This is a genomic window from Microbacterium sp. LWO14-1.2, from assembly GCF_038397715.1.
In the GTDB taxonomy this organism is placed as follows: domain Bacteria; phylum Actinomycetota; class Actinomycetes; order Actinomycetales; family Microbacteriaceae; genus Microbacterium.
Map to the genome: position 1 here is coordinate 1839079 of NZ_CP151633.1, position 22877 is coordinate 1861955.

The following is a 22877-nucleotide window of genomic DNA, read 5'->3' on the forward strand; positions in this document are numbered from 1 at the left end:
TCCCATGTCAGAACAGCAGACGACGGCGACAGCCGTCGACCCCGCCGAGAAGAGGTCCGTCAAGGACCTCGTGCGCGCCGCCATCTCCGGCTGGCTCGGCACGGCACTCGAGTTCATGGACTACCAGCTCTACTCGCTGGCAGCCGCGCTCGTCTTCGCCGACCTCTTCTTCTCCTCCGAGAACCCCGCCGTGGCCGTCGTCGCCGCGATGGCCACCTACGGCGTCGGCTACGTCGCCCGCCCGGTCGGCGCGTTCTTCTTCGCCCGCATGGGCGACAAGACCGGCCGCACGAGGGTCCTGTTCTACACGATCCTCCTGATGGGCCTCGCGACGACGCTGATCGGCGTGCTGCCGACCTACTCGCAGGTGGGCGTGCTCGCTCCGATCCTGCTCGTGGTGCTGCGCATCGCCCAGGGCTTCGGCGCCGGCGCGGAGATCTCCGGCGCGGGCGTCATGCTCGCGGAGTACGCGCCGGCCAAGCGCCGCGGCATCATCGCCTCGCTCGTCGCGCTGGGCACGAACTGCGGAACCCTGCTCGCCTCCGGCATCTGGGCGATCCTCCTCGTCGTGTACAGCGAGAACGAGGTCATCGAGTGGGCGTGGCGCATCCCGTTCCTCGCCAGCGCCGTCATCATGCTGTTCGCGATCTGGGTGCGCTTCAACCTCAAGGAGACCCCCGTCTTCGAGGAGCGCGACGACGTCATCGACGGCAAGGCCCTGTCGCGCGAGGAGACGATCCAGCTCGCCACCGAGACCAACGACATCCGCACGCTCGAGGCGATGCAGCGCAAGCCCATCAAGGCGTTCGTCATCGCGCTGCTGCTGCGCTTCGGTCAGGCCGGCAACTCGGGCATGATCCAGACGTACCTGATCAGCTACATCACCGTCGTGCTGCTGCTCGACAAGAGCATCGGCGTCAACGCGGTCATCGTGTCGTCGCTGGTGGCTTTCATCACGGTGCCCCTCTCGGGCTGGCTCGGCGACCGCTTCGGCCGCAAGCGCATGTACATGGTGTGGGCCGTCATCGCCCTGATCGTGATCGTGCCGACCATGCTCATGATCAGCAGCAAGGACACGCTGCAGGTGTTCGTCGGCTACGTCGTGCTCCACAACCTCGCGGTCATGAGCTTCGCCTCGCTCGAGAACCTCACGCTCCCCGAGATCTTCGGCGCCCGCAACCGGTACACGTACACGGCCATGGCCCGCGAGATCGCCGCGATCGTCGCGACCGGCGCCGGCCCCGTCATCGCCGCGGCCTGGGTGTCGGCCGTCACCGGCTCGTTCATCCCGATCATCATCATGCTCGCGTTCTTCACGCTCTGCGCGCTCGTGGCGTCGATCATCATGCCCGAGGTGGCCGGTCGCGACCTGACCGACCCGCGCGACGCGGTCTGACCGGACCCGATCATCACGACCGGGGCGCGGCCGACCCGAGCGGCCGCGCCCCACCACCCTTTTCGACACGCAGGAGAAGACCATGGCCATCGAGCTCGTCGACGTCATCATCACCAGCCCAGGGCGCAACTTCGTCACGCTCAAGATCACGACCTCCGACGGCGTCGTCGGCTGGGGCGACGCGACCCTCAACGGGCGTGAGCTCGCCGTGGCCTCCTACCTCTCCGACCACGTCGCGTCGACGCTCGTCGGCCGCGACGAGGACCGCATCGAGGACACCTGGCAGTACCTCTATCGCGGACCGTACTGGCGCCGGGGCCCCGTGACGATGGCCGCGATCGCCGCCGTCGACATGGCGCTGTGGGACATCAAGGCCAAGAAGGCCGGGATGCCGTTGTACCAGCTGCTCGGCGGTGCGAGCCGCGAGGGCGTCCGCGTCTACGCGCACGCCTCCGGCACCGACTACGAGGCGCTCAAGAACGCCGTCTCGGGGTACGAGGAGCTCGGCTACACCGCGGTCCGCGTGCAGACGGGCGTTCCCGGTCTCGGCCAGATCTACGGCGTCTCCAACGCCGGCCCCGGCGTGCGCTACGACTACGAGCCCGCCAAGCGCTCGGGCGACCGCCCCAGCGAGGAGACCTGGGACACGCGCAACTATCTCAACCACATGCCGGGCATCTTCTCGCGCATCCGCGAGGACTTCGGCTCCGACCTGCGCATCCTGCACGACGGCCACCACCGCATGTCGCCGATCGAGGCCGCGCGCTTCGCGAAGGACATCGAGCCGTACGACCTGTTCTGGCTCGAGGACTGCACGCCCGGTGAGGACCAGACGGCACTGCGCCTCGTGCGCCAGCACTCCACGACGCCGCTCGCGATCGGCGAGGTCTTCAACTCGGTCTTCGACTACCAGACCCTCATCACCGAGCGGCTCATCGACTACGTCCGCTCGGCGGTCACGCACACCGGCGGCATCACGGCCATGAAGAAGCTGCTCGACTTCGCCGCGATCTACGGCATCAAGTCCGGCATCCACGGTCCGACCGACATCTCGCCCGTCGGCATGGCGGCGGCTCTGCACCTCGATCTCGCGATCCACAACTTCGGCATCCAGGAGTACATGCCGCACAACGAGCAGACGCTCGAGGTCTTCCAGACGTCGTTCACGTTCGACAAGGGCTTCCTGCACCCCGGCGAGACGCCCGGCCTGGGCGTCGAGCTCGACGAGGACGCCGCAGCCGGCCACGAGTACGCCAAGGCCTACCTGCCCGTGAACCGCCTCCTCGACGGGACCGTGCACGACTGGTGAGCCTCCGCGCGCCGCACGTTCTGCGGCCATGAGCCACCTTGTGCGGCCACGGCATCCGCCCGAGGCCGCAGAAGGTGACGATGGCCGTAGAAGTGACGCGGCCGGAGCGGGCGGAGAAGACGGATGCCGCGGCTCAGCCGCCCGCGCGCTCCGCGCCGATGCCCCTCCGTCGCAGCACGTCGCGGAGGGGCTCGTCGACGTCCGGACCGTAGAGCTGCAGGGCGAGGTCGAGGTGCCGCCGCATGGCGTCGGCCGCGCCGTCGGCGTCGTGCGCGACGATGCGGGCGAGGATCTCGCCGTGCATCGGATCGCCGGCGGAGTGCACCTGCGGGTCGCTGTGGCTGCGGTACATGATGTCGGACACGAGCTCGCCGATGGCCGTGAACATGACCTCGAGCACCGGATTTCCGCTGGCGCGGGCGATCGCCCGGTGGAACGCGATGTCCGTCGCGACCCGCTGGTCGAGTCCGTCGGCGCGGAGGTGCGCGGCGAGCGCCTCGTCGAGAGCCGTGACATCCTCGGCGGTCGCCGAACGGGCTGCCGCTGAGGCGGCCGCGCACTCGAGCACCTTCCGCGCGTCGACGAGGTGCCGCGAGGTGACGCCCTCCTGCTGCGCGATCCGCACCATCGGCTGGGCGAGGTCGCTGGCCTCGGGCGGTCTGGCGAACGACCCCCGCCCCGGGATGATCTCGATGTAGCCGCGGTCCGCGAGGCCGCTGAGGGTCTCGCGGACGACCGTGCGCGAGACGCGGTACTCGATCCCGAGCTCCCGCTCCGACGGGAGCTTCTGCCCAGGGGCGATGCGGCCGCTGACCAGCTGCTGCTCCAGGGCTCCGAGCATCCCCGATTTCGTGCCGAAGGTGATCATGCTCGGGGTGAGCGCGGCGCCGATCTCGATCGACACCTGGCGCCTCGTGGGCCGCGAGCTCGGCATCCGCTCCTCCCTCTCGCACACCGTCGACGACGTCCGCACGGCGGTGGCCATGATCGAGTCGGGGACGGTCGTCGTGTCCGATCTGCTGACGCATACGGTCCCGCTCAGCGACGCCCGGCGTGCCTTTCGTCTGCTCGCCTCCCGCACCGAGGAGGTGCTGAAGTGCGTGATCGTGCCCGATCCACAGGTGACGGAGCAGCCGACCCCGGAAGGCGCGTAGCCTCGAAGCATGTCGAAAGCCGTTGTGACTCCCCCCGCGGCCCCCGACCTCTCGGTCACCGAGCCGAAGACACCCCTCTACGCGCGAGCGGCGGTGAACTCACGGCCGCTGGCCCTCGCGTACCGCCTCATCGCGCTCGTGGCGATCGGGACCGGGATCGCCCGCAACGCGGGCATCGTCGACGGCGCCCTCGACCCCACGACGTTCCTGTATTACACGATGGTCAGCAACCTCATCTGCGGGGGATGGATGCTGTTGGTCGTCGTCCGCACGATCGCCGACCTGCGCCGCGACGGCGCGCGAGGCACATCGACGCCCAGCGCCCGCTGGAGCGGTGCGGTCATGATGGCGATCACGGTCACGATGCTCATCTACCTGGTGGTGCTCGTGCCGACGCGGTTCGCCGCGGGGGATGCCGACATCTTCTCCCTCACCGACAACCTCATCCACATCGTCACCCCGGTGCTGCTGATCGTGGACTGGCTGCTGTTCGTGCCCAAGGGCGCGTTCCGCTGGATCGACCCCGTGCTCTGGGTCCTGATCCCCTACGCCTACCTCGCGTGGGCGTTCTGCTACGGAGCGCTCGGCGGCCAGTTCGTGCCCGGCCAGAGATACCCGTACCCGTTCATGGACGTCGACGCGCTCGGCATCCCCGGCGTCGCGCAGTGGATCATCGCGTTGTCGGTCGCCCTCGTCGCCGTGGGCTTCGTCTTCGTCGTGCTCGACCGCGCGCTCTCTGCTCTCGCCCGCCGCGCCGCGCCGCACCTCAGTTGATGATCTCGGCCCGCGGGTCGTTGAGCGAGCGGGCCCTTCCGCGGGTCGTTGAGCGAGCGGGCCCTTCCGCGGGTCGTTGAGCGAGCGGGCCCTTCCCGCGGGTCGTTGAGCGAGCGGAGCGAGACGAAACGCCGCGCCGCACCTCAGTTGATGATCTCGGCCCGCGGGTCGGAGTGCAGGGCGGACAGCTTCTCGCGCCAGTCGGCGAGCGCTTCCGGCGTGAGACGGGTCCAGTCGTGCACCTCGCGCACGACGCGCAGCGGATCGGCGCTGCGGTACGACCGGGTCGGGTTGCCGGGGAACTTCTTGTCGGTGACGTTCGGGTCGTTCTCGAACGCTCCGACGGGCTCGACCTCGTACACGCGCGGATCCCGATCGCCGGGCGCGAGTTCTGCCGCGAGGCCCGCGCCGTCGCGCAGCGCCGTGAAGTAGATGTGGTTCATCACGATCTCGGGCCGGTAGTTCGACCGGAACCCCGCAGTGAGGAGGTCGCCCGGGTTCAGGTCGGCCTTCGTGCCGTGGAAGAACGGACCGTCATCGAGTGCGTCTGTCACCCGCACAGCCTACGACTGCGCGGGTGACGACGAGAAGGCCCGAGACCTCACTCGCCGGAGCGGCGCGTGCCGATCCCCGGCTCGTCGTTGTGGATGGACTCGTCCTTGACCTCGCCCTTCGAGGCCGGGTCGACGCCGACCGCGCCGGCAGCGCCGGAGTCGGCGCCCGCACCGCCCGCCGGCACCTCGCCCACGGCATCCGGGTCGTCTCCGCCGCGATCGTCGAGCATCTCGGCGATGCGGTCCTTCGCGTCGAGTTCGGCCGCGGCATCCGGTGCGTCGGCGGCGCGGTCCGCGTCGCTCACTCGGCGACTCGCAGGTCGTCGGGGGCGTCGCCGCTGTGCTGCGAGCCCTCGTCCTCGGGGGCCAGGTCGCCCTGTCCGTCCTCGCCGATCTCGGCCTCGAGGGGCTCGTCGCCCTGGGTCTCGGGCTGTTCGGTGTCGGTCGGGAAGGTGCCGTCGGTCGGGTCCTCCGTGTGCGGCACGCCGGGCATCTCCGGCTCGAAGCTGTTGGCGAATGCGTCGATGTTCGTCATGGAGTCCTCCTGTGTGGGTGGCGGATGTCCATGGTCGCGCGGATCGTGGGCGAGCGCAGGGCGGTTGACAGCATCCGCCGGTTCCGCGATCATCCCCGCCTCGCCTCCGTCCGGACCCCGGCATAGGCTTCTCCCGACACGACGACGCACATGTCGCCGAGACGACCAAGGGAGAAGCGGATGCTCGAGGCGAAGGACAGTGTGAGGCTCGGCGGTTCCGGGTTGCGGATCTCCCCGGTGGTGCTCGGATGCATGAGCTTCGGTGTTCCGGACCGCGGGGCGCATCCCTGGTCGCTCGACGAGGAGGCGAGTCGTCCGCTGATCCGGCACGCGGTCGAGGCCGGGATCACGACGTTCGACACGGCCGACGTGTACTCCGACGGCACCAGCGAGGAGATCGTCGGACGGGCCCTCGCCGACTTCGCGCAGCGCGACGAGATCGAGATCGCGACGAAGGTGCACGGGCGCATGGGGGCGGGAGCGAACCAGGCGGGGCTCAGCCGCGGGCACATCCTGAGCGGGATCGACGCGAGCCTGCGCCGCCTCGGCACCGATTACGTCGACCTGTACCAGATCCACCGGTGGGACCCCGAGACGCCCATCGAGGAGACCATGGAGGCGCTGAACGACGTCGTCCGCGCGGGCAAGGCGCGGTACATCGGCGCGTCGTCGATGTGGACCTGGCAGTTCGCGACCGCCCAGCACGTCGCACTCCAGAACGGATGGACGCCGTTCGTGTCGATGCAGGACCAGTACAACCTGCTGCAGCGCGAGGAGGAGCGGGAGATGCACCCGTACTGCCTCGACTCCGGCGTCGGCGTGCTGCCCTGGTCGCCCCTCGCCCGCGGAAGACTGACCCGCGACTGGGACGACACGACCGCGCGGACCGAGTCGGATGCGTTCGGCTCGACGCTCTATCGCAGCGAGGAGCAGTCGAACCGCGCGATCGTCGAGGCCGTCGCGCGCGTCGCCGAGGCGCGCGGGGTCTCGCGCGCCCAGATCGCGCTCGCCTGGGTGGCGCAGCAGGATGCCGTGACCGCACCGATCGTCGGAGCCACGCGCGTGGGGCACATCGACGACGCGGTGGCTGCCGTCGGCATCCGTCTCGACGACTCCGAGGTCGAGGCGCTGCAGAGCGCCTACACGCCTCGCGCGCCCGAGGGGTTCTGAGCGCGGCTCCGCCCCGCCGTCAGGCGCGCTGCGCGTCCCCCAGCTCGCGTAGCGCGGCGGCGACGAGCGCGTGGTCGTCGGCCGACGGCAGACCCGATACGGTCGCCACGGCCACGACACCGACGCCGCGCACGCGCACCGGCACCGCGCCGCCAGCGACGGCGTACGTCGCGGCATCCAGCCAGCCCGGCTCCATCGGGTCGCGTCCGCCCGCTGCCACCCTCGCTTCGAGCAGCGCCGTGCTGGTCTCGAATCGCAGCGCGGTCGCCGCCTTCTTCGCGACCCACGAGTCATTGTCGGCCGTCGCGCCGGGGAGCGAGGCATGGAAGAGCACACCGGATGCCGTACGGATGTCGACGGCGATCGGCGCCGACTCCGCGAGTCCCCGCTCGGCGATCGCGCGACCGAGCGCCCACGCGTCGGCCCTGTCGAATCGGTCGAGGTCGAGCCCCGAATGCTCCTCTTCCAGGCGGGCGAGCCAGGCGTCATCGGTCATCGTCGTCGATCCTTCCGTTTTGGGAATGCTCCCCACAGTCTGCCGCCCCGGTGGCGGGCGTAGAGTCCGAGTGTGTCCGATCCTCGCCCCGCCCTGATCATGCCGCCGCTCATCGACGAGCGGACGCGGCTGCTGTTCGTCGGCATCAACCCCGGACTGCGTTCGGCCGAGGTCGCCGCACCCTTCGCGCACCGCAGCAACCGGTTCTGGAAGGCGCTGCATGCCGCCGGCATCCTCGACCGGGTCATCGACGCGTACGACGGAGTGACGCCGGCCGACCGCGAGCACATCCTCGCGCGCGGCGTCGGGGTCAGCACCCTCGTGCAACGGGCGACCCGCGCGGCCGACGAGCTCGCGCCGGAGGAGCTGGTCGCCGGGGTCGACGATCTGCGGCGACTCGTCGCCGAGCACGACCTCGCGGTGGTCGCGATGCTCGGCATCGGCGCCTACCGCACGGGCTTCGGACGTCGGAAGGCCCAGCAGGGCGTGCAGGAGGAGACTCTGGGCGGCGCCGAACTGCGGGTGCTGCCGAACCCGAGCGGGCTGAACGCCGGATCGACGCTCGCCGACCTCGCGACGGCGTTCCGCGACGCCGCCGTCGCCGCCGGGATCGCCGTCCGACAGGAGGACACGCGATGACCGACACGGATGCCGAGCTGCGCGCCCTGCAGTCGCGGGCGTACGGGCGCGATGCGGACATCACCCGCGACCCCGAGGCGATGCGGCGCCTCGCCGACCTCGAAGCACCGCCGCCGGTCGAGCCGCCGGCAGCCGTCGCTCCTCCGTCGGGGACGACCGAGGCACCGGAGAGGCATCCGTCGGCGCCGGCCGAGCACTCGACCGCACCCCGCGACCCGTCCGACTCCGTCCCGCGCCTCGGCCTCTTCGACCCGCGCCCGAGAACGGCGTGGATCGCCGCCGCGTGCGCGGTGGTCGCGGTCGTCGCCGCCGTCTCGGCATCCGTCGCGACCGTCGTCACCGCGACCGCGCGGCCGATCGAGCCGGGGATCGTCGACACCATCCCCGTCGACCCGGGCGGCGAGTGGTGGGACGCCCTCGGCGAGCAGACCAACGGATCCGTCGTCTTCGACGACTACTACGGCGTCACCTTCGTACGGAACGAGGGGTGGACCGAGATCGATGATCAGCGCTGCCTTCTCGCGATCTCGACCAAGGTCCTCGGCTCGTCCGACTCGGTGTCGACGGGGCTCGGCATGGGTTGCTCGGCCGGCGGGTTCCCGGCATCCGTGCAGTTCACGGTCGCCACCGGATCGCCCGATGCCCTCCGCGACCGGTTCTCCGACGGCACGTCGCTGAAGTTCACCCTCCGCGGCGATACCGTCGAGGTGCGGGCCGATCGCTAGCCCCTGACGGATGACTACGCCCTCGGCGTGCAGATGTCAACGTCCGAGCCCCCAGGCCGACGGGACTTCTAGGCTGGAGTCATGACTGTTCCCACCATCGCCCTGAACTCCGGCCACTCCATCCCCCAGCTGGGTTTCGGCGTCTTCCTCGTGCCTGCGGATGAGGCGGAGAAGGCCGTCTCCGAGGCCCTCGAGGTCGGATACCGCCACATCGACACCGCTGCGATCTACAAGAACGAGGAGGGCGTCGGCGCCGCCATCGCGAAGAGCGGCATCCCCCGCGACGAGCTGTTCATCACCACGAAGCTCTGGAACGACCGTCAGTCCGGCGAGCAGCCGCACGACGCGATCCGCGAGAGCCTCGACAAGCTCGGCCTCGACTACGTCGACCTGTACCTGACGCACTGGCCCACGCCCGAGAAGAACACCTACGTCAACGCGTGGACCAAGCTCATCGAGATCCGCGACGCAGGCCTCTCGCGTTCGATCGGCGTCTCGAACCACCTGCCCGAGCACCTCGACCGCCTGGTCGCCGAGACCGGCGTCGTGCCCGCCATCGACCAGATCGAGCTGCACCCCGCCTACCAGCAGCGCGACGTGCTCGCCTGGGCCGAGAAGAACGGCACGAAGATCGAGTCGTGGGGTCCGCTCGGCCAGGGCAAGTACCCGCTGTTCGAGAACCCCGCCGTCGCCGAGGCCGCCGAGGCGCACGGTGTCACGCCCGCCCAGGCCGTGATCCGCTGGCACCTGCAGAAGGGCTTCATCGTCTTCCCGAAGTCCAGCCGCAAGGAGCGCATGGAGCAGAACTTCGACGTGTTCGGCTTCGAGCTGACGGATGCCGAGATCGCCGCGATCGACGGTCTCGACCCGCTCGACGGCTCCGGCCGGGTCGGCTCGCACCCGCTCGAGTTCAACTGATCGAGCGCACAGGCCGCTGACGGAGAGGGGCGGATGCCGGGCACTCACCCGGCATCCGCCCCTCTTGTCGCTGACCGACGCTCAGCCGCTCGAGACGCTCAGCCGCTCAGCCGCTCAGCCGCTCAGCCGCTCAGCGACCCGAGGCTTCCGAACACGAGCCGCGGGCTCCCGTCCGTGTGCAGCACGGTGAACAGGGTGCGCGTGCAGGCGCGGCACCGCACGATCGCGACGCGGGCGTCGATCTCGACGACGGCTTCGGCCAGGCACGCCTCGCTGCCGCATCCGTCGCACGTGCCGTGGAGGGCCGTGACGTCGATGCCGAGGATGTCGAGCACCTGACCGGCGATCGCATTGCCGTCGACCGTGGTCGCGGGGTGGTCTGCACTCATCAGCTGCCTCCGAATCTCTCGGTGCGCACACGCTCGGGGTCGTGGCCGAGCTGCACGAGGATGCGCGACACGTGCTCGACGAATCCGGTCGGCCCGCAGACGAAGACGAGAGGACGGCGATCCGCCGGCCAGACGGCCGCGGCGACGGCATCCGCGTCGAGCCTGCCTGCCCTGCCGTTCCATCCGGGAGGAGCCGACCGCGTGTACGCCCAGCGCACGTCGACCGCCGCGCGCTCGCTCCCCGCGGCCCCATTCCCCTCGGCGTCGTTCCGCAGTTCGTCGCCGAACATCGCGTCCGCCGCGCTGCGCACCGAATACAGCAGGCGCATCGACGACCCGACGCCCGCGGCCTCCGCCGCTCGCACCATCGCGACGAGCGGGACGATCCCCGATCCGCCGGCGATCAGTTGCACCGGACCCTCCTGATCCGGCCGCCACACGAAGAAGCGGCCCAGCGGACCCTTGACCTCGAGCTCATCGCCGACCATCACGTCGCGGACGAGGTACGGCGACACCTCCCCGGCGGGGATCTCATCGACCCCGAGCTCGACGACCGTCGAGTCACCCGAGGACGCGAGCGAGTAGGAGCGCACTGCCTGATACCCGTCCTCCGCGGTCAGCCGCACGTCGACGTGCTGGCCCGGATCGTTGCCCGGCCAGTCGGACACATCGAGCAGGATGCTGCGCGACGACGCCGTCTGCTCGGTGACACCGACCACGCGCGCGGGGCGCCATCCGGCGACGATCACCAATAGCGTTCCTCGGTCCAGGGGTCGCCGTGCATGTTGTAGCCGTTCTGCTCCCAGAATCCGGGCGCGTCCTCCTCCATGAGCGTGAGTCCTCTGACCCATTTGGCGCTCTTCCAGAAGTAGAGGTGCGGCACGATGAGCCTCGCCGGTCCGCCGTGCTCGGGGTCGAGCGGCTCCCCCTCGAACTCGGACGCGACCCACGCCTGCCCGCCGAGCAGATCGTCGAGGGGGATGTTCGTGGTGTACCCGCCGTAGGAGTGGGCCATCGCGAAGGACGCGCTCGTGTCGATGCCGGCGAGGAGGGTGTCGAGAGAGACGCCGCGCCAGTGGGTGCCGAGCTTCGACCAGCGGGTGACGCAGTGGATGTCGGTGTGGATGTCGTCGATGGGCAGCGCGTGGAGCTCATCCCAGGTCCACGAGGTCAGCGCACCGCTCTCGTCGCGGATGCCGAAGCTCCACTCGGACGTGTCGATCCGCGGCGTGGGGCCGGCGGAGAGCACGGGGAAGTCCTCGGTGAGGTACTGCCCCGGTGGGAGGTTCGGCTCGCTCTCGCGCCGCCGCCCGCCGAAACCCCGCGAGATCACAGCCATCTGTCCTCTTTCCCGTGCCTGACCGGCTCGACGCCGTCGGCGGGACACGATGCGAGCCCGGGTGCGTGCGCGAGCGACTTCGCTATGGCGTCAGCTTGGCCCGATACACCGGTTGTGCGCAAGCAGCAGGTGCAGAGTCGGTCGACGGCTGCTGCGAGGTCAGCCGTGCGTCCAGACCACGCGGAGCACGTTCACCACGTCCGCGCTGTCGATGCCTGCGGCTCTCGCGTCGTCGACGAGTTCGCGGATGCGGCGGAGCACCGACGCGGGCAGCACGGCCGCCTCCGGCGCGACGCGTGTGCCGGCACCCGTGCGGCTGACGACCAGGCCGTCCTGCTCGAGCATCTTGTAGGCCTTCGCGACGGTGCCGGTGGCGACGCCGAGGTCGCTCGCGGTCTGCCGCACCGTCGGGAGGCGCTCGTCGGCGCCGACCTGGCCGGACACGATGAGTCCGCGCAGCTGCCGGTAGATGTCGGCGGCGGGGCCAGTATCGGTCGCGGTCAGCGAGAGATCGGTCGTCATCGGATGCGCTCCGACTCGCGCGGGGTGGTCGACGCGATCGCAGGGTACGGGCTCCGGATCACGACGAGGAGGAGGAGCGTGAACGCGCAGATCTCGAGGACCGGCGCACCCCAGGCCGCGAGGGTGGCGAACTCGCTGTGCTGCCACGCGACCTCATACGGTCGCCCGTCGTTGACGCCCATGATCTCCAGGCTCGACACCTGCGCCGAGCGCGCGATCAGCCGCCAGGCATCGGCGGTGGTGAGCAGGACGACAGCGGTGAGGATGCCGAGCGCACCCGCCGCGACTCCCCTGCGGAGGTCGCGTTCGGCGGCGACGACACCGGGACCGAGGAACGGGAGCGCGGCCGCCGCGTGCAGCACCGACCACACGACCAGCAGGACGAGGCCGAGCATCACGAGAACGGGCGCACCGTACGCCCAGCCGTAGAAGGAGACACGGAGGGGATCGACGCCGGCGACGTTGGGGACGGGGATCTCGACGATGGTGGATCGCCCCTCGGCATCGAGCGACGCCACAGCCCCGCCGATCAGCGTCGTCGCGATCAGGAGGATCGCGGCGAGCGCGACCCCGACGAGGGCGGAGCGATCGGCGAAAGTCGCCCAGGTGCGCCGCCGGCCGAGCACGGGCTCTCCTGATGGATCGTCACCCCGGCGGAGGGCGACGACGAGAAGCACGGCGAAGCCGACGGCCGCCACGATCAGGGGGAGCGTGAACCTCAGCCACGGCACCGCGCTCGATTCCATCGGAACGAACACCCGGAAGAGGTAGGCGCCAACGAAGGCGACCCCGACCGCCACGGCGAGGATGCCGAGCACGATGCGCTGCGGCCGGTAGCGGTCCCGCAGCCTGTCGTCGACCGCCGCAGCGGCGCCCGGTGCGGCGTCCGCCTCCACGCGTGCGCGCCACGCCGCGACGACCAGCGCGAGGAACACGGCACCGGCGAGCGATGTCACGGGAACGGCGAAGAGGAAGGCTGCGATGTCGCCGACGGTCCAGGCTGTCGTGATCGGGTGCATGTGCGCTCCTTCGTTTGTGTCATGAAGCTAGCACAATTTGTTCTGAACAGGCGATACAAGTCACCGCGAGACGCCATCCGCGAGGGATCTCCGGACTCGACCTCACCCCGTGAGCGGGCCGCCGACGCGCCAGTAGCCGAGGAACGCGACCTGCTCCTTCGGCACCCCGACGCCGGAAGTGAGGAAGCGGCGGATCCGCGTGGTCGTGCCCGTCTCCCCCGCGATCCAGGCGTAGAACCGCGGGTCGTCCCTCACATCCGATCCGTGCTGGGCGGCCCAGGCGGCGACGGCCCGCTCGGCTCCGGTCGGCTGCGCGCCGCCTCGCTCGACGATGTGGATGCCGACGCCGTCGCGCAGGGAGGCCGACACCGTGTCGTCGGCGGGGTCGTCGCATTCGAGCACGACATCGACGCGGGTGCCGTCGGGCAGAGTGCCCAGGATGTTGCGCACAGCCGGGTACGCCGTCTCGTCGGCCACGAGCAGGAACCGCGTGGCATCGCCCGGCACCCAGTGCAGCCCGTACCCCGTCCAGCCCATCCGCTGATCCGGGCCGGTGATGACGGCCGGGTCGCCCGGCTGGGCTGCCGCGGCCCACGCCGAGGCCGGGCCCGCCGGGTCGTGGAGATAGAAGTCCACGTCGAGCTCGCGCTCCGCCGATCGGATGCCGGCGGGCGTGTAGGTACGGAGGACGTTGCGCTGATCCTCGGGGAGAGCCTTCCAGCGGGCGTACCAGTCGGACGGGTGCGGTGTCGGCTCGTCGAGCAGGCCGAACTCGGCGAGGGATCCGTCGGCGAAGGGCAGCACGAGCTTGATGCGTTGATCGGTCCCCCACTCCGCGAAGTGGGCGAGGTCGTCGCCCGTGAACGTCAGGCGGACGAACCGAGGGCTCAGCACCCGGCGGGCCGCGACGGTCACCCGGAAGGCGCTGTACGCCCAGGGACGGTCGGGGGTCATGGTGTCTCCGTTCGTGAGGTGCCGCGCAGCGGCACGACGAGAGGGCCGCCCGTGACGGGATCGTCGATCACGACGTTCGCCAGCCCGAACACCTCGTGCACCCGCTCGCTGGTGATGACATCTGCGGGGGCGCCCTCGGCGACGATCCGCCCGTCGCGCATCGCGATGATGTGCGTGGCGTAGCGGGCGGCGTGGTTGAGATCGTGCAGCACGGCGACGATCGTGCGGCCTCGACGGTTCAGGTCGGCGAAGAGCTCCATGAGGTCGACCTGATGCGCGACGTCGAGATACGTCGTCGGCTCGTCCAGGAGGAGCAGGTCGGTCCCCTGCGCGAGGGCCATCGACACCCACACCCGCTGGCGCTGACCACCGGACAGCTCGTCGACGGTCCGCTCGCGGAGGTCCGTCGAACCCGTCCATTCGAGCGCCTCGTGCACGGCATCCTCGTCGCTCTCCGACCACTGACGGAACATGCTCTGGTGCGGGTAACGCCCGCGCGCCACGAGGTCGGCGACCGTGATGCCGTCCGGGGCCGTCGCGCTCTGAGGCAGCAGTCCGATGCGGCGCGCCACCTCCTTGGCCGGGTAGCCGGCGATGTCCGCTCCGTCGAGGATCACCGTGCCGCCCGACGGGCGGAGCAGCCGGGACAGCCCTCGCAGGAGCGTCGACTTGCCGCAGGCGTTCGCGCCGATGATCACGGTGAACGACCCGGGCGGGATCTCGGTCGTCAGATCGTGCACGATCTCGGCCCGGTCGTAGGAGAGGGTGATGTGCTCGGCGCGCAGCCGCGCGGAGTCGGGAGCGAGGTCAGGCACGGCGACGGATCTCCAGAACGATCATGAGGACGAGGTAGGCGCCGCCCACCGAGACGGTGACGACGCCGACGGGAAGCACGACGGGGAGCAGGTGCTGCGCGACGATGTCCGACGCCAGCAGGAGGACGGCCCCGACCAGAGCCGACAGCCCCGGCGACAGGTACGGCGTGCGGGCGAGCAGGCGAGCCACCTGCGGCGCCGCGAGCGCGACGAACGCCACCGGACCGGCGACCGTGGTCGCCGCGGCGACGAGCACCACACCGATGAGGAGCGCCGCGCTTCGGACCAGCGCGGGGCGCGAGCCGGTCGCGGCGGCGACGTCGTCGCCGAGATCGAGCTGACGGAGCCGCGGTCCCAGCCCGGCGGAGGCGAGCACGAACGGCGCCGCGCAGACGAGGGCGGTGACGAGCGTCTCGGAGGTCACACCGTTCAACGACCCGGCTCCCCAGGCCGACGCGAACATCGCCGTCTCCAGCTCGATCTGCAGCAGCATCCAGGTGTTGAGGGATGCGAGCATCGCCGAGACCCCGATGCCGACGAGGATGAGCCGGAACCCCTGCACCCCGCCGCGCGCCGCGAAGAGCCAGATCACGGCCGCGGCAGAGAGGCCGCCGATCAGCGCGCCGAGGGTGCGAGCGGACGGACTCGGCGAGACGAGAACCAGGGCGACCAGCATGCCCGTGAAGGCGCCGTTCGAGAGCCCGAGGATGTCGGGGCTGGCGAGCGGGTTGCGCGTGACGCTCTGGAACAGCGATCCGGCGATCGCGAGGAGAGCGCCGACCGAGACTGCGGCGAGCGCACGCGGCAGCCGCCATTCGAGCACGACCGTGCGATCGAGGGGGTCGCCGCCGCCGAGCAGCACGGCGACCACGGCATCCGGGCTCAGGGGGAACGCGCCCATCCCGAGCGAGAGGACCAGCAACATGACCAGGGCGATGACGCACGCCGCCGCGACCACGAGGCTGCGCACACGCAGCGGCAGGCGGACCGGGCCGACGCGCAGCAGCAGCCGCCGGGGTCGGGTCGGGCGGAGCGGCAGAGGGGCGGAGCTCACAGCGCACGCGTCTTCCGTCGTCGCGCGAGGGCGATGAGGACGGGGGCTCCCACGAGGGCTGTGACGATGCCGACGGGCACCTCGGCGGGCGCGATGATGACGCGGCCGAGAACGTCCGAGAGCAGCACGATGACGGGCGCGAGCGCGGCGGAGAGGGGGATGATGACGCGCTGGTCGACGCCGAAGACCCCGCGGATGACGTGCGGCACCATCAGGCCGACGAACGAGATCGGACCGGCGAGGGCGGTGGCCCCTCCGGCGAGGAGGGTGACGGCCACGATCACGCCGACGCGGATGCCGGTGACGTTCGCCCCGTGGCTGCGGGCGATGTCCTCACCCAGACTCACGGAGTTCAAGCCCGGCGCGAGGATCAGCGCGACGAGGAGCCCCGCGGCGAGGAACACCAGCACCGGCCCAGTCTCGGTGACGCTGCGGCCGAGGAGCGATCCGGCGTTCCAGCTGCGCATCGAGTCGAAGGCGTCGGGGTCGCTCAGGGTGAGGCCGGTCGTGATCCCGGAGAGCACGGCGCCGAGCGCGACCCCCGCGAGTGTCAGACGGATCGGGTCGGCGGCCCCGCGCCCGGATGAGCCGACGAGGTACACGGCGACCGTCACGACGAGAGCGCCGAGGAACGCCAGCCAGATGAACTCGGATGCCGCGCGCAGCCCGAGGAGCGAGACGCCGAGCGCCACCGCGAGCGCCGCGCCCGCGTTGACGCCGAGGATCCCGGGGTCGGCGAGCGGGTTGCGGGTGAAGGCCTGCACGAGCGCGCCGGCAACGCCGAGGGCCGCCCCCGCGGCGATGCCGACGAGCGTGCGAGGGATGCGCAGTTCGAGCAGGACGTACCGGCTCTCGGGGGTGCCCTCCCCCGCCAGCGTGCTCCACAGGTGGGAGAGCGGTAGAGGATTCGCTCCGACCGCGAGGGAGAGCACCACCGCCAGGACGAGCGCGGCGCCGAGCAGGAGGAGTCCGACGAGCGGCAGTGCCCGACGGCGCCGTCGGGGCGGGGCCGCTCGTGACCCCGCCCTCGTGGATGCTGTCACCGCTTCGCTTCGAGGTGCTTCTCGATGTCGTCGAGCACGGCGTGCGCGCCCTTCGGCCCCACGCCGGCCACCCAGTAGCTCGTGTCGACGAGGGTGACGGACGGGAACGCCGAGGCGTTCTGGGTCACTGCTGCCGGGATGGTGCTCTGGTCATCGACGTCTGCGGTGGTGACGAACACCTCGTCGGCGGTCGCGTCGAGGATGTTCTCCGGCGAGATGTCGGCCTGCAGTCCGTCGGCCCAGTCCTGTTCCGGGATCGTGTAGCCCACGCACTCGAGCAGGCTGCCCGCGAACGAGATCGGGCCGTAGAGGCTCAGCGTCGTCTCGTCGCGCGGACGGATCAGCTGCACGGTCTGACCGTCGACGTCGTACTGGTCGCTGAGGTCTGCGCAGCGCTGGTCGACGTCGGCCAGCAGATCGGCGACCTCGTCCTCTTTGTTCAGGGCCTCGCCGATCAGCAGCGCGTTGTCACGCCAGGGGTCGGTCTGCGTCTCGATGAAGACGGTGGGGGCGATGGCCGAGAGCTGCTCGTAGAGCGCGGAGTGGCGCGCTTCCGTTCCGAGGATCAGGTCGGGCTTCAGCGCGGCGATGGCCTCGAGGTCGGGCTCGGGCACCGTGCCGACGGCTTCGACCCCGTCGACGCCCAGGTACGACGGGGTGGAGGCCACGTTGGATGCCACGGCGGCGCCGACCGGTGTAATTCCCACAGCCACGGCGGTGTCGAGCTCCAGCGGTTCGAGGGTCACCACGCGCTCCACCTCAGTCGGCACCTCGGTCGTGCCCCGCGCGTGTGTCACCTCGTGGACGTCACCGGCATCATCCGTGGCGGGCGATTCCGCGCCGGCCGCACATCCCCCGAGGAGGAGGATCGCGGAGGTGGTGAGGGCGAGCAGCGGGAGCGCGGAACGTCGAACGCGTGAGGGCACGGCGGAGGCCTTTCTCTTCTGGGGTTAGGTAATGCTAACCAAAGAGAACACCCCGAAGTCAAAGCGAGTGGCTACGGCCGCTCTCCGACGGCGTCGCTGCGCGTCGCGTCCAATGCGACGCGCAGCCGGTCCCGTGCCCGAGACAGACGTGACCGGGCCGTGGATGCGTTGACTCCGATGATCGTGGCCGCCTCGTCGGAGGAAAAGCCCTCCCAATAGGTGAGCCGTACGAGTTCTGCGTCGCCGACAGAGAGAGCTCGCAGCGCGAGCTGCACCTCGAGCGCTGTGTCGTCCCACTCCGGCGCCGCCCAGGTGCGCGCGTCCTGCACCAGGCGATCGACCGCGGCCGAACGACGCGACAGTGAACGCCGAGTGCCACGGAGGACGTTGTGCGCCGCCGCGAAGAGCCACATCCTGCCCTCGGTGGGGTCGCCGGGAACTCGGCGACGGAGCTTCCACGTGAGGAACAGCAGTTCGCCGACGGCCTCGGCAGCGTCGGCGTTGTTGAGGAGCCGACGCTGGAAGTACGACATGACGTCGTCGATGTTGGCCCGCACGAGCGCGTCGATCCGCGCCCGTAGATCATCGGGGCCGCTCATTGGCATCCCTGGGCCTGGCTGAACAGGCTGACGTATCCGTCGTCGCCGTCCGGCGAGAATCCTCGGGCCTCCAGCTCGGCGAAGAGCAGGCCCGCAACCGTCTGATGCATCGCCGACTGCACGATGTCCTCGTCGGTGTAGTGGAAGACCCCGGGCGTGCCGTCGTCATACGGCTGATCGTTCTCTGCCTCGAGTTCAGCTCTCGCCGCCGACGTGTCGAGGGACTCGAGGTCCAGTCCTGACACGAACCGTCGCGCCTGCAGCACCACCTCCGCGTCGGCGGCTGCGCCGTCCGGCTTCACGACGAGGCCCGCGAAGCAGGTCTGGCCGTTCGGCCCGGGGATCACGTACACGGCATCGGCCGTCCAGCCCCACGGCGTCTGCGTGCCGTTTCCCGCTACCGCGACGGTCCCGCCGCCGATGAGCGCCAAGGAGACGGTCGCGCCGGCCACCCACACCCGCGACCGGCGACGGCGCCGCCGACGTGCGTCATCGAGCACCAGCATCCCGCGCTCGGCCAGTGCGACACCCGTCGAGACGCGCGGGGCGGCCGAGCGGAGTCGTGCGTCGAGGTCGACCTCGTTCATGGGAGAGTCCCTTCTGAGAGAAGCATCACCCAGTACATGGCCGCTCGGGCGAGATCTGTCCATCGCATCTGCCTGATTCGCGGGGTCGACGGCTCTCTGGCCTGCCGCGAGAGAATTAGGACCTCTCCTCCGAGGAACACCCCAGCTGGGTCCGCAACATTGCGGAAGAGATGTGTCAGGAACTCGCTGCACGCGCAAAGAGGTGGGCGCTGGCGTCGCGCTTTCGCGCGGATACTGAGATCGCAGGGGCCGCCGGCGGAGCAGATGCCGTGGCCCGGCCCTCTCACACCCCGAGCCCGGGAGGCATCATGAAGCGCACGATCACCGGCGTCATCGCACTCGCCTTGGCCCTCACCCTCACGCCGGCCGCCGCGAACGCTGACGCAGACGACCTGCACCCCGATGTCGAGTACGCTCTGGAGGCGGTGCCGGGTGGTATCGCCGTCAGCGACACGGCGGCGGTGTGGCCTGCGCTCGGAATGATCCTGGAAGCTCAGTCGCCGTTGCAGCGGGCGGTCGGCAGCTGCGCCACCGGCACGTACTGCGCATATGCGCTGCCTGGCCTTCGCGGAACGAAGCTGACCTTTACCGTCTGCACCAACGTGAGCACCGCCGCTCTTCAGACGGTGGGTTCGATTGCGAACGGCCGACTCTCGGGTAGCGTGCGCGCTCGCAACAGCTCGGGTACGACTCTTGCCACTGCCGGACCGAACGGCTCGGCCAACGTCTCGGTCGGCACCACCAACCTCCTCTGCACGCTGTGATGCCGGGGTAGCCTGAGAGGACGAGCAAGGTGAGTGAGGCGTCGGTGATGATGGGGGCAGGCCTCTTCGACAACTTCCGTGTCGTCCTCGCCGGCTCCGAGAGCCTCTCGGCGATGCCCCCGTCGCGTTCCACCGCTTCCGCTCGCTCCGCAGAGCCCGACAAGGCCGTGGTCTTCAGGGAACTCTTCGACGCACACTGGCAGCTCATCCATCACCATGTGTCCTGCTTCCTCGAGAACCGGGAGGAGGTCGATGAGATCACCGCCGAGGTCTTCGTCGTGGCGTGGCGGAAGCTGCGCCCGCAGAAGCCCATGGGCCTGCGCTGGTTCATCCGCACTGCCGACAACAAGGTTCGCGACGTCGACCGTCGCGCTCGGTCGCGCGGGCGGGCGCTGGACGCGCTGAGCCGTGGGCTCCAGCATGCGAGTGAGCCGATCCATCCGTTGGAGGCGCTCGCTCTGCGTGAAGCGATGAAGTCCCTGAATGCCCGGGAACGCCAGGTCGTCGTCCTCACGTACTGGGACGGCCTCAACGCCGGGGAGGTCTCGGAGGTCCTGCGCTGCAGCACGGCGGCGGTGTGGACAACGCTGACCCGAGCGCGAACGAAACTGCGCACGCAGCTGGAAGCGAAGGAGGCCGGCGATGAACGTCTCCGATGATGAGCTCGACCGGTTGTTCCGAGCGGCGAATCCTGCGACGACCGAGCGCTTCGCCGCCCTCACGGCGCGCGAGATAGCCGTTCGCGAAGGCATCATCCGGGGTGCCTTCGAAACCTCCCGCACACGTCGGCGCCGCTCGGGCTGGGCGTGGGGCGGTCTGACAGCGGCTGTCGCATCCATCGCCGTCGTCGCCGTCATCGCGGTGAACGTCCTCGGACCGACTCAGTCGGCAGTCGCGCTGACTCCCGCACCGCTGCAGTACGCGAACGCTCAGCCATTGAGCGCTGTGGTCTCCGATGCGCAGCAGAGGCTCGATATGCCAGACGACGTCGTTCAGCAGTCGCGAGTGAGAACGGTCGGCTGGGGCTGGGATATCGACATCGCCGAAGAACACGTCGAGGTCGTCCCCCAGGAGGCGACCTTCGAATGGTCGCCGGAGACAGGATCGGTGAGCACTGTCGTCGCCGCAGCGTCCTACTGGGCTGACGGTGAGCGGCCGAAGGGCATCACTCCCAGCCCATATGAGCCCGGCGACGTCATCAGCGAGGTTGTGACAAGTGCCGAGGATCTCGATATCCCGACGGGCGTCGTGACCCTGAAGGGGTCGAGTCGCGAGGAGCTGTTCTCGGCGCTCGCTGATCTCGGAGCGACGCCCGAGTCGTCGTCCGGAGAACTCCTGCTCGCCATCGGTCAACTTCTGAGCTACTGGACGCTGACCGACGAGCAGCACGCGACGCTGATGCGCATGCTCGTCGATGCCGGCGGCGTGACCGTTCTCGGCGAGACGAAGGACAGACTGGGCCGCGAAGTGATCGGTCTTCGTGTCACCGATGACGACAGCAACTACCGCAACACTCTCCTCGTTTCCGAAGACACGGGCCGAATCGTCGGGATGGAGAACGAATTGACGACGCCGATGGAATTCATCCCGGCAGGTGTCGTCGGATACACCCTGTGGGACGTCGAGTAGGGACCGTCCCCGCGGCACTCATCCGCACTCGACCACAGCCCCACGGTCGATGAATGCGGAAAGCCCGGTCAGATCTGCAATCCGACCGGGCTTTTCCCAACTGTGGTGTGTTTCGCTTACGACCGATAGCCGCTTTACTCCGCGGTTCGCGAGGCCGACTTAGAAGCAGGTTTTCTCCCAGCCTTCTCCGACTTTTCCCTCCGCAGCTACGCGACTTCTCTTCCACCCCGCGGATGCCGCGTGATTCCGAGGGGTCGAACGTGTGCGCGAAGGAATCGGCGGCGAAGTCGGTCAGCTGTAGTTGGTCGCGAGCCCATGAGCCCCCCTATCACGCCAGCGACCACCACGATGACGTACGTGGACGTGCTGCGTACGCTGAATTCCTTTAGCGGTGTGTCGTGTCATTCCCGCGTTGCGCAAACACGGCGAAAAGAGTCGCTGGCAGACCGCCGACCAGGTAAAGCGCGATTATCAGGAAGCTCCAGATTGGCTCAACGCCTGCAAGACTAACAACGATACCGAGGCCCAGAGCACCGAAAATGAGACAGAGGATCGAGATTCTCGCCTGGACGGTGTTCTTGACTCGCCATTTCTCGTTCATCCGTAAACCCCCTTAATGGAGTTGCCAATCGCTACCCCTATACCGAATGCCCCACCGGCGGCGCCGCTGATTGCCGCCCCAGCCCCGGCCCCAGCTACGCATGCGGGGCCACTACCAATCAGGCCCACGACACAGCCTACGGTTGCCCCTACCGCTCCTGCGCCTCCGGCGAAAGTGCCAACGGTGCCAGCGGCCGCCTCGAGGTCATAAAGACCCAAGGGGTCAAAATTGTTGATCGGGTCGGAGCCAGCGTAGGCGTAGCGGTTGGCGTTGACCGGGTCGAGGGGGACATCGAGGGTGTCTTGTTGGGTCCAGCGTCCGAGGGTGGTGTTGTACCAACGGTTGCCGTAGTGAACCCAACCGGTGGCTCGGTCTTGGATGCCGCCCTTGAACGGGAATGGGTTCTCTTTAACACCGTTCCCGCCGGTGCAGCCGGGGTTGAGCACCGCGGTGCTGAAGGGGTCAAACGTGTATGCGTAGGCCACCGCGGCGTAGTCGGTGAGCATCGCCACGGGTGAGCCGAACCCGACGTACACGTGAAGCGTTCCGTGATGCGAAGGCGTCTCGCAAGTTCGTCGTAGGCGGCGAGTCAGCGAGGCGTCAATAACGCGACTCCCCCGACGATGACGATGATCGCGCCAACGAACATCAGCCAACCCGTCACCGCGCTCCGCCGAGTGCCCCTCTGGGGAAAGCGAGGTTCTTCACCCAGACGGATGCGAAGATCGTCCGCCTCTCTCTCGAGGTCTTTCCCGTGACCAACGAGATCGGGATTCCCGATGGAGCTTCCCCCCATCGTCTTACCCAACAGATCGGCGTGCTCGGCCTCGACCTCGCGAAGGCGTCTCCGCAAGGCTGCTTCCTCGTCGCCCTCTGGCACCCGCGTCATTCGCTGCGCCTCCTGCTCAACTGAACTCCAAAGTAAATGATGCCCAGCACTCCGGGAAGAAGCACTCCGATACCCAA

General features: G+C 69.4%; 30 protein-coding genes. 12 read left to right on the plus strand and 18 right to left on the minus strand.

All coding sequences use genetic code 11. The features are described 5' to 3' along the window. Positions 1–4 precede the first annotated feature (4 nt). Together MRBLWO14_RS08875 and manD are read left to right on the plus strand one after the other, a co-directional pair. Positions 5–1396 carry an MFS transporter gene (locus MRBLWO14_RS08875; RefSeq protein ID WP_341936091.1) on the plus strand — a complete coding sequence of 464 codons (1392 nt, stop codon included), beginning with the start codon at positions 5–7 and terminating at the stop codon, positions 1394–1396. 82 nt (positions 1397–1478) lie between these two features. Continuing rightward, positions 1479–2705: a D-mannonate dehydratase ManD gene (manD, locus tag MRBLWO14_RS08880; RefSeq protein WP_341936092.1), complete on the plus strand. Its 1227-nt coding sequence runs from the start codon at positions 1479–1481 to the stop codon at positions 2703–2705. A gap of 133 nt (positions 2706–2838) precedes the next feature. Here manD and MRBLWO14_RS08885 read toward each other — a convergent pair whose 3' ends face one another. Next, the gene (locus MRBLWO14_RS08885) at positions 2839–3609 is read right to left on the minus strand and encodes an FCD domain-containing protein (RefSeq protein WP_341936093.1); all 771 of its coding nucleotides are present in this window, start codon (positions 3607–3609) and stop codon (positions 2839–2841) included. Between MRBLWO14_RS08885 and MRBLWO14_RS08890 the strand changes: the two genes are divergently transcribed. Continuing rightward, positions 3581–3859, plus strand: coding sequence for a hypothetical protein (locus MRBLWO14_RS08890; protein WP_341936094.1), 279 nt, complete (start codon positions 3581–3583; stop codon positions 3857–3859). The two genes, MRBLWO14_RS08885 and MRBLWO14_RS08890, sit on opposite strands and share 29 nt — an antisense overlap. A gap of 9 nt (positions 3860–3868) precedes the next feature. Beyond that, positions 3869–4633 (plus strand): Pr6Pr family membrane protein, encoded by a 765-nt coding sequence (locus tag MRBLWO14_RS08895; RefSeq protein WP_341936095.1) that lies wholly within the window; start codon positions 3869–3871, stop codon positions 4631–4633. Positions 4634–4776: 143 nt separating this feature from the next. Here MRBLWO14_RS08895 and arr read toward each other — a convergent pair whose 3' ends face one another. Genes arr through MRBLWO14_RS08910 form a run of 3 tightly spaced genes read right to left on the minus strand, consistent with a single transcriptional unit; the run spans position 4777 to position 5722 of the window. Continuing rightward, positions 4777–5187, minus strand: coding sequence for an NAD(+)--rifampin ADP-ribosyltransferase (gene arr, locus MRBLWO14_RS08900; protein WP_341936096.1), 411 nt, complete (start codon positions 5185–5187; stop codon positions 4777–4779). A gap of 47 nt (positions 5188–5234) precedes the next feature. Beyond that, positions 5235–5492: a hypothetical protein gene (locus MRBLWO14_RS08905; RefSeq protein ID WP_341936097.1), complete on the minus strand. Its 258-nt coding sequence runs from the start codon at positions 5490–5492 to the stop codon at positions 5235–5237. After that, positions 5489–5722, minus strand: coding sequence for a hypothetical protein (locus tag MRBLWO14_RS08910; RefSeq protein ID WP_341936098.1), 234 nt, complete (start codon positions 5720–5722; stop codon positions 5489–5491). Before MRBLWO14_RS08910 ends, MRBLWO14_RS08905 begins: the two co-directional genes overlap by 4 nt. A gap of 180 nt (positions 5723–5902) precedes the next feature. Between MRBLWO14_RS08910 and MRBLWO14_RS08915 the strand changes: the two genes are divergently transcribed. After that, positions 5903–6892, plus strand: a complete 990-nt coding sequence (locus tag MRBLWO14_RS08915; protein ID WP_341936099.1) for an aldo/keto reductase — start codon at positions 5903–5905, stop codon at positions 6890–6892. A 19-nt stretch (positions 6893–6911) separates the two neighbouring features. Here the strand turns inward: MRBLWO14_RS08915 and MRBLWO14_RS08920 are convergent, their stop codons facing one another. After that, positions 6912–7388, minus strand: coding sequence for a heme-binding protein (locus tag MRBLWO14_RS08920; protein ID WP_341936100.1), 477 nt, complete (start codon positions 7386–7388; stop codon positions 6912–6914). 72 nt (positions 7389–7460) lie between these two features. On the opposite strand from MRBLWO14_RS08920, the gene MRBLWO14_RS08925 reads away from it, so the two are divergent. The 3 genes from MRBLWO14_RS08925 to MRBLWO14_RS08935 all read left to right on the plus strand — a co-directional run bounded on the left by MRBLWO14_RS08925 (position 7461) and on the right by MRBLWO14_RS08935 (position 9670). After that, on the plus strand, positions 7461–8027 hold the full coding sequence (locus MRBLWO14_RS08925) for a mismatch-specific DNA-glycosylase (protein ID WP_341936101.1): 567 nt from the start codon (positions 7461–7463) through the stop codon (positions 8025–8027). Then, positions 8024–8752: a hypothetical protein gene (locus MRBLWO14_RS08930; RefSeq protein WP_341936102.1), complete on the plus strand. Its 729-nt coding sequence runs from the start codon at positions 8024–8026 to the stop codon at positions 8750–8752. Before MRBLWO14_RS08925 ends, MRBLWO14_RS08930 begins: the two co-directional genes overlap by 4 nt. An 81-nt stretch (positions 8753–8833) precedes the next feature. Further along, on the plus strand, positions 8834–9670 hold the full coding sequence (locus MRBLWO14_RS08935) for an aldo/keto reductase (RefSeq protein WP_341936103.1): 837 nt from the start codon (positions 8834–8836) through the stop codon (positions 9668–9670). 122 nt (positions 9671–9792) lie between these two features. Here MRBLWO14_RS08935 and MRBLWO14_RS08940 read toward each other — a convergent pair whose 3' ends face one another. The 12 genes from MRBLWO14_RS08940 to MRBLWO14_RS08995 all read right to left on the minus strand — a co-directional run bounded on the left by MRBLWO14_RS08940 (position 9793) and on the right by MRBLWO14_RS08995 (position 18917). Further along, positions 9793–10059: a DUF6510 family protein gene (locus MRBLWO14_RS08940; RefSeq protein ID WP_341936104.1), complete on the minus strand. Its 267-nt coding sequence runs from the start codon at positions 10057–10059 to the stop codon at positions 9793–9795. Further along, on the minus strand, positions 10059–10808 hold the full coding sequence (locus tag MRBLWO14_RS08945) for a ferredoxin reductase (protein ID WP_341936183.1): 750 nt from the start codon (positions 10806–10808) through the stop codon (positions 10059–10061). Before MRBLWO14_RS08945 ends, MRBLWO14_RS08940 begins: the two co-directional genes overlap by 1 nt. Further along, positions 10805–11398: a sulfite oxidase-like oxidoreductase gene (locus MRBLWO14_RS08950; protein WP_341936105.1), complete on the minus strand. Its 594-nt coding sequence runs from the start codon at positions 11396–11398 to the stop codon at positions 10805–10807. Before MRBLWO14_RS08950 ends, MRBLWO14_RS08945 begins: the two co-directional genes overlap by 4 nt. 159 nt (positions 11399–11557) lie before the next feature. Next, on the minus strand, positions 11558–11920 hold the full coding sequence (locus MRBLWO14_RS08955) for a GntR family transcriptional regulator (RefSeq protein ID WP_341936106.1): 363 nt from the start codon (positions 11918–11920) through the stop codon (positions 11558–11560). Further along, positions 11917–12939 (minus strand): hypothetical protein, encoded by a 1023-nt coding sequence (locus MRBLWO14_RS08960; protein ID WP_341936107.1) that lies wholly within the window; start codon positions 12937–12939, stop codon positions 11917–11919. Before MRBLWO14_RS08960 ends, MRBLWO14_RS08955 begins: the two co-directional genes overlap by 4 nt. Positions 12940–13041: 102 nt before the next feature. After that, a complete protein-coding gene (locus MRBLWO14_RS08965) occupies positions 13042–13893 on the minus strand; it encodes a siderophore-interacting protein (RefSeq protein WP_341936108.1) in 852 nt (283 codons plus the stop codon). Beyond that, the gene (locus MRBLWO14_RS08970; RefSeq protein WP_341936109.1) at positions 13890–14708 is read right to left on the minus strand and encodes an ABC transporter ATP-binding protein; all 819 of its coding nucleotides are present in this window, start codon (positions 14706–14708) and stop codon (positions 13890–13892) included. Before MRBLWO14_RS08970 ends, MRBLWO14_RS08965 begins: the two co-directional genes overlap by 4 nt. Then, positions 14701–15762 (minus strand): iron chelate uptake ABC transporter family permease subunit, encoded by a 1062-nt coding sequence (locus MRBLWO14_RS08975; protein ID WP_341936110.1) that lies wholly within the window; start codon positions 15760–15762, stop codon positions 14701–14703. The genes MRBLWO14_RS08970 and MRBLWO14_RS08975 overlap by 8 nt, the downstream gene beginning before the upstream one ends. Next, entirely contained in the window at positions 15759–16805 is a 1047-nt protein-coding gene (locus MRBLWO14_RS08980; protein WP_341936111.1) for an iron chelate uptake ABC transporter family permease subunit, read from the minus strand. Before MRBLWO14_RS08980 ends, MRBLWO14_RS08975 begins: the two co-directional genes overlap by 4 nt. Next, positions 16802–17731 carry an iron-siderophore ABC transporter substrate-binding protein gene (locus MRBLWO14_RS08985; protein WP_341936112.1) on the minus strand — a complete coding sequence of 310 codons (930 nt, stop codon included), beginning with the start codon at positions 17729–17731 and terminating at the stop codon, positions 16802–16804. Before MRBLWO14_RS08985 ends, MRBLWO14_RS08980 begins: the two co-directional genes overlap by 4 nt. Positions 17732–17802: 71 nt before the next feature. Then, positions 17803–18330 (minus strand): sigma-70 family RNA polymerase sigma factor, encoded by a 528-nt coding sequence (locus MRBLWO14_RS08990; RefSeq protein WP_341936113.1) that lies wholly within the window; start codon positions 18328–18330, stop codon positions 17803–17805. Then, positions 18327–18917, minus strand: coding sequence for a hypothetical protein (locus MRBLWO14_RS08995; protein ID WP_341936114.1), 591 nt, complete (start codon positions 18915–18917; stop codon positions 18327–18329). The genes MRBLWO14_RS08990 and MRBLWO14_RS08995 overlap by 4 nt, the downstream gene beginning before the upstream one ends. A 308-nt stretch (positions 18918–19225) precedes the next feature. Here MRBLWO14_RS08995 and MRBLWO14_RS09000 point away from each other — a divergent pair, with 308 nt between their 5' ends. The 3 genes from MRBLWO14_RS09000 to MRBLWO14_RS09010 all read left to right on the plus strand — a co-directional run bounded on the left by MRBLWO14_RS09000 (position 19226) and on the right by MRBLWO14_RS09010 (position 21310). After that, positions 19226–19681: a hypothetical protein gene (locus tag MRBLWO14_RS09000; RefSeq protein ID WP_341936115.1), complete on the plus strand. Its 456-nt coding sequence runs from the start codon at positions 19226–19228 to the stop codon at positions 19679–19681. Positions 19682–19710: 29 nt separating this feature from the next. After that, positions 19711–20340: a sigma-70 family RNA polymerase sigma factor gene (locus tag MRBLWO14_RS09005; RefSeq protein ID WP_341936116.1), complete on the plus strand. Its 630-nt coding sequence runs from the start codon at positions 19711–19713 to the stop codon at positions 20338–20340. 286 nt (positions 20341–20626) lie between these two features. After that, positions 20627–21310: a hypothetical protein gene (locus MRBLWO14_RS09010; protein WP_341936117.1), complete on the plus strand. Its 684-nt coding sequence runs from the start codon at positions 20627–20629 to the stop codon at positions 21308–21310. A gap of 597 nt (positions 21311–21907) precedes the next feature. Here the strand turns inward: MRBLWO14_RS09010 and MRBLWO14_RS09015 are convergent. Further along, positions 21908–22417, minus strand: a complete 510-nt coding sequence (locus MRBLWO14_RS09015; protein WP_341936184.1) for an RHS repeat-associated core domain-containing protein — start codon at positions 22415–22417, stop codon at positions 21908–21910. 248 nt (positions 22418–22665) lie between these two features. Here MRBLWO14_RS09015 and MRBLWO14_RS09020 point away from each other — a divergent pair, with 248 nt between their 5' ends. Then, the gene (locus MRBLWO14_RS09020) at positions 22666–22824 is read left to right on the plus strand and encodes a hypothetical protein (RefSeq protein ID WP_341936118.1); all 159 of its coding nucleotides are present in this window, start codon (positions 22666–22668) and stop codon (positions 22822–22824) included. Positions 22825–22877: the final 53 nt, after the last annotated feature.

Excerpts from the sequence above, each read along its gene's own strand:
- MRBLWO14_RS08995 (WP_341936114.1), bottom strand. The coding sequence starts at position 18,917 with ATGAACGAGGTCGACCTCGACGCACGACTCCGCTCGGCCGCCCCGCGC.
- MRBLWO14_RS08990 (WP_341936113.1), bottom strand. The coding sequence starts at position 18,330 with ATGAGCGGCCCCGATGATCTACGGGCGCGGATCGACGCGCTCGTGCGG.
- MRBLWO14_RS08965 (WP_341936108.1), bottom strand. The coding sequence starts at position 13,893 with ATGACCCCCGACCGTCCCTGGGCGTACAGCGCCTTCCGGGTGACCGTC.
- MRBLWO14_RS08920 (WP_341936100.1), bottom strand. The coding sequence starts at position 7,388 with ATGACCGATGACGCCTGGCTCGCCCGCCTGGAAGAGGAGCATTCGGGG.
- MRBLWO14_RS09015 (WP_341936184.1), bottom strand. The coding sequence starts at position 22,417 with ATGCTCACCGACTACGCCGCGGTGGCCTACGCATACACGTTTGACCCC.
- MRBLWO14_RS08950 (WP_341936105.1), bottom strand. The coding sequence starts at position 11,398 with ATGGCTGTGATCTCGCGGGGTTTCGGCGGGCGGCGGCGCGAGAGCGAG.
- MRBLWO14_RS08875 (WP_341936091.1), top strand. The coding sequence starts at position 5 with ATGTCAGAACAGCAGACGACGGCGACAGCCGTCGACCCCGCCGAGAAG.
- MRBLWO14_RS09000 (WP_341936115.1), top strand. The coding sequence starts at position 19,226 with ATGAAGCGCACGATCACCGGCGTCATCGCACTCGCCTTGGCCCTCACC.
- manD (WP_341936092.1), top strand. The coding sequence starts at position 1,479 with ATGGCCATCGAGCTCGTCGACGTCATCATCACCAGCCCAGGGCGCAAC.
- MRBLWO14_RS08935 (WP_341936103.1), top strand. The coding sequence starts at position 8,834 with ATGACTGTTCCCACCATCGCCCTGAACTCCGGCCACTCCATCCCCCAG.
- MRBLWO14_RS08910 (WP_341936098.1), bottom strand. The coding sequence starts at position 5,722 with ATGACGAACATCGACGCATTCGCCAACAGCTTCGAGCCGGAGATGCCC.
- MRBLWO14_RS08960 (WP_341936107.1), bottom strand. The coding sequence starts at position 12,939 with ATGCACCCGATCACGACAGCCTGGACCGTCGGCGACATCGCAGCCTTC.
- MRBLWO14_RS08955 (WP_341936106.1), bottom strand. The coding sequence starts at position 11,920 with ATGACGACCGATCTCTCGCTGACCGCGACCGATACTGGCCCCGCCGCC.
- MRBLWO14_RS08895 (WP_341936095.1), top strand. The coding sequence starts at position 3,869 with ATGTCGAAAGCCGTTGTGACTCCCCCCGCGGCCCCCGACCTCTCGGTC.
- MRBLWO14_RS08915 (WP_341936099.1), top strand. The coding sequence starts at position 5,903 with ATGCTCGAGGCGAAGGACAGTGTGAGGCTCGGCGGTTCCGGGTTGCGG.
- MRBLWO14_RS08930 (WP_341936102.1), top strand. The coding sequence starts at position 8,024 with ATGACCGACACGGATGCCGAGCTGCGCGCCCTGCAGTCGCGGGCGTAC.
- MRBLWO14_RS08940 (WP_341936104.1), bottom strand. The coding sequence starts at position 10,059 with ATGAGTGCAGACCACCCCGCGACCACGGTCGACGGCAATGCGATCGCC.